Origin of the sequence: Streptomyces sp. NPDC058534 (genome assembly GCF_042717365.1) — a bacterium.
GTDB lineage: Bacteria > Actinomycetota > Actinomycetes > Streptomycetales > Streptomycetaceae > Streptomyces.
The window spans coordinates 199,800-206,362 of the sequence record NZ_JBHXNW010000003.1; the positions used below are offsets into that span (position 1 = coordinate 199,800).

Annotated in this window: 7 protein-coding genes; 5 read left to right on the forward strand and 2 right to left on the reverse strand. The window is 72.2% G+C overall.

Annotated features, from left to right (window positions below; translation table 11 throughout):
• The 4 genes from ACFWR9_RS02945 to proC all read left to right on the forward strand — a co-directional run bounded on the left by ACFWR9_RS02945 (position 1) and on the right by proC (position 3,386).
• Positions 1-801, forward strand: a complete 801-nt coding sequence (locus ACFWR9_RS02945; RefSeq protein WP_383834510.1) for a class I SAM-dependent methyltransferase — start codon at positions 1-3, stop codon at positions 799-801.
• A 32-nt stretch (positions 802-833) separates the two neighbouring features.
• Positions 834-1,646, forward strand: coding sequence for an ABC transporter ATP-binding protein (locus ACFWR9_RS02950; RefSeq protein ID WP_383834513.1), 813 nt, complete (start codon positions 834-836; stop codon positions 1,644-1,646).
• Complete coding sequence (locus ACFWR9_RS02955) at positions 1,643-2,434, forward strand: ABC transporter permease (RefSeq protein WP_383834516.1); 792 nt, start codon at positions 1,643-1,645, stop codon at positions 2,432-2,434. The genes ACFWR9_RS02950 and ACFWR9_RS02955 overlap by 4 nt, the downstream gene beginning before the upstream one ends.
• Before the next feature lie 139 nt (positions 2,435-2,573).
• On the forward strand, positions 2,574-3,386 hold the full coding sequence (gene proC, locus ACFWR9_RS02960; protein ID WP_383834519.1) for a pyrroline-5-carboxylate reductase: 813 nt from the start codon (positions 2,574-2,576) through the stop codon (positions 3,384-3,386).
• Between the two features lie 5 nt (positions 3,387-3,391).
• On the opposite strand, the gene ACFWR9_RS02965 is transcribed toward proC, so the two are convergent.
• On the reverse strand, positions 3,392-3,976 hold the full coding sequence (locus ACFWR9_RS02965) for a cysteine hydrolase family protein (RefSeq protein ID WP_383834522.1): 585 nt from the start codon (positions 3,974-3,976) through the stop codon (positions 3,392-3,394).
• A gap of 101 nt (positions 3,977-4,077) precedes the next feature.
• On the opposite strand from ACFWR9_RS02965, the gene ACFWR9_RS02970 reads away from it, so the two are divergent.
• Entirely contained in the window at positions 4,078-5,091 is a 1,014-nt protein-coding gene (locus ACFWR9_RS02970; RefSeq protein WP_383834565.1) for a GlxA family transcriptional regulator, read from the forward strand.
• Here ACFWR9_RS02970 and trpS read toward each other — a convergent pair.
• Positions 5,046-6,056, reverse strand: a complete 1,011-nt coding sequence (gene trpS / locus ACFWR9_RS02975; RefSeq protein ID WP_383834525.1) for a tryptophan--tRNA ligase — start codon at positions 6,054-6,056, stop codon at positions 5,046-5,048. The two genes, ACFWR9_RS02970 and trpS, sit on opposite strands and share 46 nt — an antisense overlap.
• Positions 6,057-6,563: the final 507 nt, after the last annotated feature.

Sequence of the window (6,563 nt, forward strand, 5' to 3'; positions counted from 1 at the left end):
ATGACGACACCCGTGACCCCCGGGGAGGCCACCCCGGCCCCCGACCGCGGCGCCCGCGCCCATTCCTTCAACGCCGCCGCGGCCCAGTACGCCGCGAACCGCCCCTCGTACCCGCCCGCCCTCCTCGACGCGCTGGAGGAGCTGGCCGGCCGCCCCCTGAAGGGCTCCCGCGTCGTGGACGTCGGCGCCGGTACGGGCATCGCCACCGCCCTCCTGCACGCGCGCGGCGCCGACGTGATCGCCGTGGAGCCCGGCGCCGGCATGGCCGCCGAGTTCCGCCGCACCCTCCCCGACGTGCCGGTCGTCCGGGGCAACGGCAACGCCCTGCCCCTCGCCGGCCACCGCGCCGACTTCCTCACCTACGCCCAGGCCTGGCACTGGACCGACCCAGCCCGGGCGATCCCGGAGGCGCTGCGCGTACTGCGTCCTGGCGGCGCGCTAGCGCTCTGGTGGAACACGGACGCCCTCGACGTCCCGTGGATCAGGGCCGCCGCCCGACGCATCGAGAACCACTTCGACATCGACGTCTCCGCCGAGAAACGCAACGTCAACGCCCGCGCCGCCGACCCCACCGACAGCCTCGGCTTCACCCGCCGCGAGATCCGCTGGAGCCGCCGCGTCCCCCTCGACACCCACCTGGCCAACCTCGGCAGCCACTCGGTCTTCCTGACCCACGGCGCGGAACACAGCGCGGCCTTCCTCGCCGAGGAACGCCAACACCTCCTGGCCGCCTTCCCGGACGGCATCGTCGAGGAGACGTACGACGTCCTGCTCCTCCTCGCGAAGGCCCCGGCGGCTTGACGGCACGGGTGACCGGGAGGAGTATTCATCACATGATGAATTACGCCTCCCGGCCACCCGGAACAGAAGGCGGCGACCCCGCCCCGCCCGCCGTCCGCGCCGAGGACCTCACCGTCGTCCGCGGCCCCCGCACCGTCCTGCGCGCCCTCGGCTTCACCGTCCCGCGCGGACAGATCACCGGCCTCCTCGGCCCCTCCGGCTGCGGCAAGTCGACCCTCATGCGCGCCATCGCCGGCACCCAGGCCAAGGCCACCGGCACCCTCGACGTCCTCGGCCGCCCGGCCGGCCACCCCGCCCTGCGCACCCGCATCGGCTACGTCACCCAGGCCCCGTCCGTCTTCGACGACCTGACCGTCCGCCAGAACCTCGACTACTTCGCCGCGATCCTCGCCCCCGGCCGCGCCATGGCCGACCGCCGCCGCGCCGACGTCACCCGCGTCGTCGCCGAGGTCGACCTCACCACCCACGCCGACGCCCTGGCCGGCAACCTCTCCGGCGGCCAGCGCAGCCGCGTCTCCCTCGCCGTCGCCCTGCTCGGCGCCCCCGAACTCCTGGTCCTCGACGAACCCACGGTCGGCCTCGACCCGGTCCTCCGCCGCGACCTGTGGACCCTCTTCCACTCCCTCGCCGCCGACCGCGGCGCCACCCTCCTCGTCTCCTCCCACGTGATGGACGAGGCCGAGCGCTGCCACCGCCTCCTCCTCATGCGCGAGGGCCGGATCCTCGCCGACGACACCCCCGACGCCCTGCGCGCCCGCACCGGCTCCGAGACCGTCGAGGAAGCCTTCCTGCACCTGGTCGACGCGGCCACGACGGCCGCCCGCACGAAGGAGACCACCCCATGACCACCTCAGCCGCCCCCGCGCCCACCCTCACCCCGGCCCCCACCCGCGCCCTGGGCCTCACCCGCACCACCGCCACCGCGACCCGCGTCCTGCGCCAGCTCGGCCACGACCCCCGCACCATCGCGCTCCTGCTCCTGATCCCCTGCGTGATGCTGTTCCTGCTGCGCTACGTCTTCGACGGCAGCCCGCGCACCTTCGACAACATCGGCGCCTCACTCCTCGGGATCTTCCCGCTGATCACGATGTTCCTGGTGACGTCCATCGCCACCCTGCGCGAGCGCACCTCCGGCACCCTCGAACGCCTCCTCGCCATGCCGCTCGGCAAGGGCGACCTCATCGCCGGCTACGCCCTCGCCTTCGGAACCCTCGCCATCGTCCAGTCGGCCCTTGCCACCGGCCTCGCGGTCTGGTTCCTCGGCCTGGACGTCACGGGCAGCCCCTGGCTGCTCCTCCTCGTGGCCCTGCTGGACGCCCTCCTGGGCACCGCACTCGGCCTCTTCGTCTCGGCCTTCGCGGCCTCCGAGTTCCAGGCGGTGCAGTTCATGCCGGCCGTGATCTTCCCCCAGCTCCTCCTGTGCGGCCTCTTCACCCCGCGCGACAACATGCACCCCGCCCTGGAGGCCATCTCCGACGTCCTGCCCATGTCCTACGCGGTCGACGGCATGAACGAGGTCCTCCGCCACACCGACATGACCGCCGCCTTCGTACGCGACGCGGCGATCGTCGCGGGCTGCGCCCTCCTGGTCCTGGCGCTCGGCGCGGCAACATTGAAACGCCGAACGCCCTGACAGCCCGTCCGGCGCTTGAGGACGAGGCCGTTGCGACATCCCGCCCACTGGACACCGCACCCCACCCACCCCCGCGGATGCGAGGATGACGAAGACGGACGACACACCTCAGACAGGGCACCGGAGGGCACCGAAAGCCATGACCCAGAAAGTCGCAGTCCTCGGCACCGGCAAGATCGGCGAAGCCCTGCTCAGCGGCATGATCGGAGCCGGCTGGTCACCCGCCGACCTCCTGGTCACCGCCCGCCGCCAGGAGCGCGCCGACGAACTCCGCACCCGCTACGGAGTCACCCCCGTCACCAACGCCGAGGCCGCCAAGACCGCCGACACCCTCATCCTCACGGTCAAGCCGCAGGACATGGGTACGCTCCTCGACGAACTCGCCCCGCACGTCCCCGCCGACCGCCTGGTCATCAGCGGCGCCGCGGGCATCCCGACCGCCTTCTTCGAGGACCGCCTGGCCACCGGCACCCCCGTGGTCCGCGTCATGACGAACACCCCCGCCCTCGTCGACGAGGCCATGTCCGTCATCTCCGCCGGCACTCACGCCACCGCCGGCCACCTCGCCCACGCGGAGGAGATCTTCGGCGCCGTGGGCAAGACCCTCCGCGTCCCCGAGTCCCAGCAGGACGCCTGCACCGCCCTCTCCGGCTCCGGCCCGGCGTACTTCTTCTACCTGGTCGAAGCCATGACCGACGCCGGCATCCTCCTCGGCCTGCCCCGCGACAAGGCCCACGACCTCATCGTCCAGTCCGCCATCGGCGCCGCCACCATGCTCCGCGACAGCGGCGAACACCCGGTCAAGCTCCGCGAGAACGTGACCTCACCCGCCGGCACCACGATCAACGCCATCCGCGAACTGGAGAGCCACGGCGTCCGCGCCGCCCTCATCGCCGCCCTGGAGGCCGCCCGCGACCGCAGCCGCGAACTGGCCTCCGGCACCAAGGACTGACGGGCTCACTTCGCCGCGCCCAGCACCTCCTCGGCCGTCACCACCTGCGCGAACCCGCCTCCGTGCAGCGACACCGCCGTCGCCCGCGCCAGCTCGTCCGCGCTCTGCCGCCAGCCGAAGGGACCCTCAAGACCGAAGGTGTACGTCGCGTCGAACGCGACCACGACCTCGTACCCGAGATTCCCGCCCATCCGTGCGGTCGTCTCGACGCACATGTTCGTCTGGATCCCGGCCACCACGACCTGCGAGATCCCCGCGGCCCGCAGCCAGGCCCCCAGATCCGGCGTCCCGAGGAACGCCGAGTTGACGGTCTTCGTGACCAGCAGCTCGGCCCCGCCGCCCTTCCCGCGCCGCCGCTCGACGTACTCCTTGAACCCGTTGCCCTCGTACCCGGCCCGCAACGGCGACCCGGGCGTGACCGAGTCGTGCCGCACGAACACGACCGGCCGCCCGCTCGCCTGCCACCCGTCGATGAGCGCGGCGATGTTGTCGTCCGCCGCCGGATTGTTGCGCGTACCCCAGTAGCCGACCTCCTCGAACCCCTGCTGCACGTCCACGACCACCAGTGCTGCGTTCTCCGCGATGTCCATGCCCCGATCGTGCCGCCCGGCAGCACCACACCCCAGAGGTCGAAAAGCCACCGATCGATGGTTTACTGCCACGCATGGCATCCATGGCACGCATGCCACCCATGGCCTCCGAAGCCGCACCCCCGGCCCGGTCCCGGACCCCCTACCGCGTCGCCCTGGTGGCCTTCCCCGGCATCCGGGCCTTCGACGTCTCCGTCATCACCGAGGTCTGGGGCACCGACCGCACCGACCGCGGCGCCCCCGCCTTCGACCTGCGCCGGGTCGCCGCCGACCGCGAGGCCGCCGTATCGATGCGTGGCGGCCTCGCCCTCCACCCCGACCGCGCCCTCGGCTGGCTGGACCGCGCCGACCTCGTCGTGGTCCCGGGGCTCGACGACCACCTCACCCCGGCGCCCGCCCCCGTGCTCGACGCCCTCCGCCGCGCCCACGCCCGCGGCACCGCCGTCGCCGCACTGTGCGGCGGTGCCTTCACCCTCGCCCAGGCCGGCCTGCTCGACGGCCGCCGGGCCATCACCCACTGGCGGCTGATCGACCTCCTGCGCACCCACCACCCCCGCGTCACCGTGGTCCCCGACGCCCTCTTCATCGAGGACGACAACATCTGGACCGCCGCCGGCACGGCGGCCGGCATCGACCTCTGTCTCCACCTGGTCCGCCTGGCCCACGGCGCCGAAGCCGCCGCCACCATCGCCCGCTCGATGGTCACCGCCCCGTTCCGCACCGGCACCCAGGCCCAGTTCATCGAGCGGCCCACTCCCCGGGCCGACCGCGACGCCGACACCCTCGCCGCCGTCCGCGAACACGCCCTGAGCCACCTCCACGAGCCGCTCACGGTCGCCGACCTGGCCGCCCGCGCCGACATGTCCCCGCGCTCCTTCGCCCGTCACTTCACGGCCGAGACCGGCACCACCCCCCTGCGCTGGCTCCTCGACCAGCGCATCGCCGCCGCCCAGCGACTGCTGGAACGCACCGACCTGCCCATGCCCGAGGTCGCCCGCCGGGCGGGCTTCGGCAGCGAGGTCACCATGCGCCAGCACTTCGCATCGCGCCTCGCCACCAGCCCCCGCGCCTACCGCGCCGCGTTCACGGGCGGCAACAGCCCGATCGCCCGGTAGGCCGCGTCCACGGTCGGCCGGGCCATGTCACGCGCCTTCTCCGCGCCCTCCCGCAGCACGCCCTCGACGTAACCGGGATCCGCGCACAGCTCCTGATGCCGCCGCTGCACGGGCCGCAGCACTTCGACGACGGCCTCCGCGGTGTCCTTCTTGAGGGCGCCGTACGAGTCGTACGCCTCAGCCAGCGACGCCGGTTCGCCGCCCACGCAGGCGGCGAGGATCTCCAGCAGGTTCGCGAGCCCCGGCCGCTCCTCCCGGTCGTACACGACCTCGCGCCCACTGTCGGTCACCGCCCGCATGACCTTCTTCCGCGCCACGTCCGGCTCGTCCAGCAGATAGACGATCCCGGGCCCGACGTCGTCGCTCTTCCCCATCTTCGAGGTCGGCTCCTGCAGGTTCATCACCCGAGCCGCCACCGCCGGATTCGTGGCCCGTGGCACCACGAACGTGTGCCCGTACCGCTGGTTGAACCGCACCGCGAGATCGCGCGCCAGCTCCACGTGCTGCGTCTGGTCGTGCCCGACCGGCACGTCGTCCGTCCCGTACGCCAGGATGTCGGCCGCCATGAGCACGGGATACGTCAGCAGCGACAGCCGCACACTCCCGCCCCGCTCCCGCTCCCGCGCGGCCTTCTCCTTGTACTGGATCATCCGCCGCATCTCCCCGTCGGTCGCGACGCACTCCAGCACGTACGACAGCCGCGCGTGCTCGTCCACATGGCTCTGCACGAACACGGTGCACAGATCAGGGTCCAGCCCCGCCGCCAGCAACAGCGACGCCGCCTGCCGGCTCAGTCTGCGCACCCGCGCCGGATCGTGGTCCACGGTCAGCGCGTGCAGGTCCACGACGCAGAACAGCGCATCGGACCGGTGCTGGTCCACCGCGGCCCACTGCCGCATGGCTCCCAGGTAGTTCCCCAGCGTCAGGTGCCCTGTCGGCTTGACCCCACTGAAGACCCGCGTCATCTCTCCACCTCCTGGTCAGGGCCGCCGCCACCCGCCGGCCGCCCCTCCTGGAGGGAGATACGAGAACGGCCGCCGAAGCGGCGGCCGTTGAGTGCATACGTGAGTACGGCCGCCGTCAGGCGGCCCACCAGAGCTGGCTACACGTACGCGTCGTCACGAGCCCCACAGTACGCCTCGGATGCCGCCCTGACCTGGATTTGACACGTCCGACCCGCACTCGTAGTGTTCTCCGAGTTGTCCGACGTGAGCGTCGACTCCGGTCGGTCCCCGGACAGCGATTCCGCAAGTGCCAACCACTCCTCGACGAACAGTCGATCTGTCGGTGCGCGTATTTACGGAATGAGGAATCCACGTTCGAAAGGACGCGGCCCCCGATTAGCTCGGGAGCCGGGAATCCGCTAGAGTCTCACCTCGTCGGAACGGCCCGAGGGCCGGGAAGACAACCCCCCTCTGACGGGGAATCAGAGCCGAAAGGATCTGATAGAGTCGGAACCGCCGGAAAGGGAA

Bases quoted from the DNA above. Each gene is read 5' to 3' on its own strand.
- ACFWR9_RS02945 (WP_383834510.1), top strand. From the start codon at position 1: ATGACGACACCCGTGACCCCCGGGGAGGCCACCCCGGCCCCCGACCGC.
- proC (WP_383834519.1), top strand. From the start codon at position 2,574: ATGACCCAGAAAGTCGCAGTCCTCGGCACCGGCAAGATCGGCGAAGCC.
- ACFWR9_RS02965 (WP_383834522.1), bottom strand. From the start codon at position 3,976: ATGGACATCGCGGAGAACGCAGCACTGGTGGTCGTGGACGTGCAGCAG.
- ACFWR9_RS02955 (WP_383834516.1), top strand. From the start codon at position 1,643: ATGACCACCTCAGCCGCCCCCGCGCCCACCCTCACCCCGGCCCCCACC.
- ACFWR9_RS02950 (WP_383834513.1), top strand. From the start codon at position 834: ATGATGAATTACGCCTCCCGGCCACCCGGAACAGAAGGCGGCGACCCC.
- ACFWR9_RS02970 (WP_383834565.1), top strand. From the start codon at position 4,078: ATGGCCTCCGAAGCCGCACCCCCGGCCCGGTCCCGGACCCCCTACCGC.
- trpS (WP_383834525.1), bottom strand. From the start codon at position 6,056: ATGACGCGGGTCTTCAGTGGGGTCAAGCCGACAGGGCACCTGACGCTG.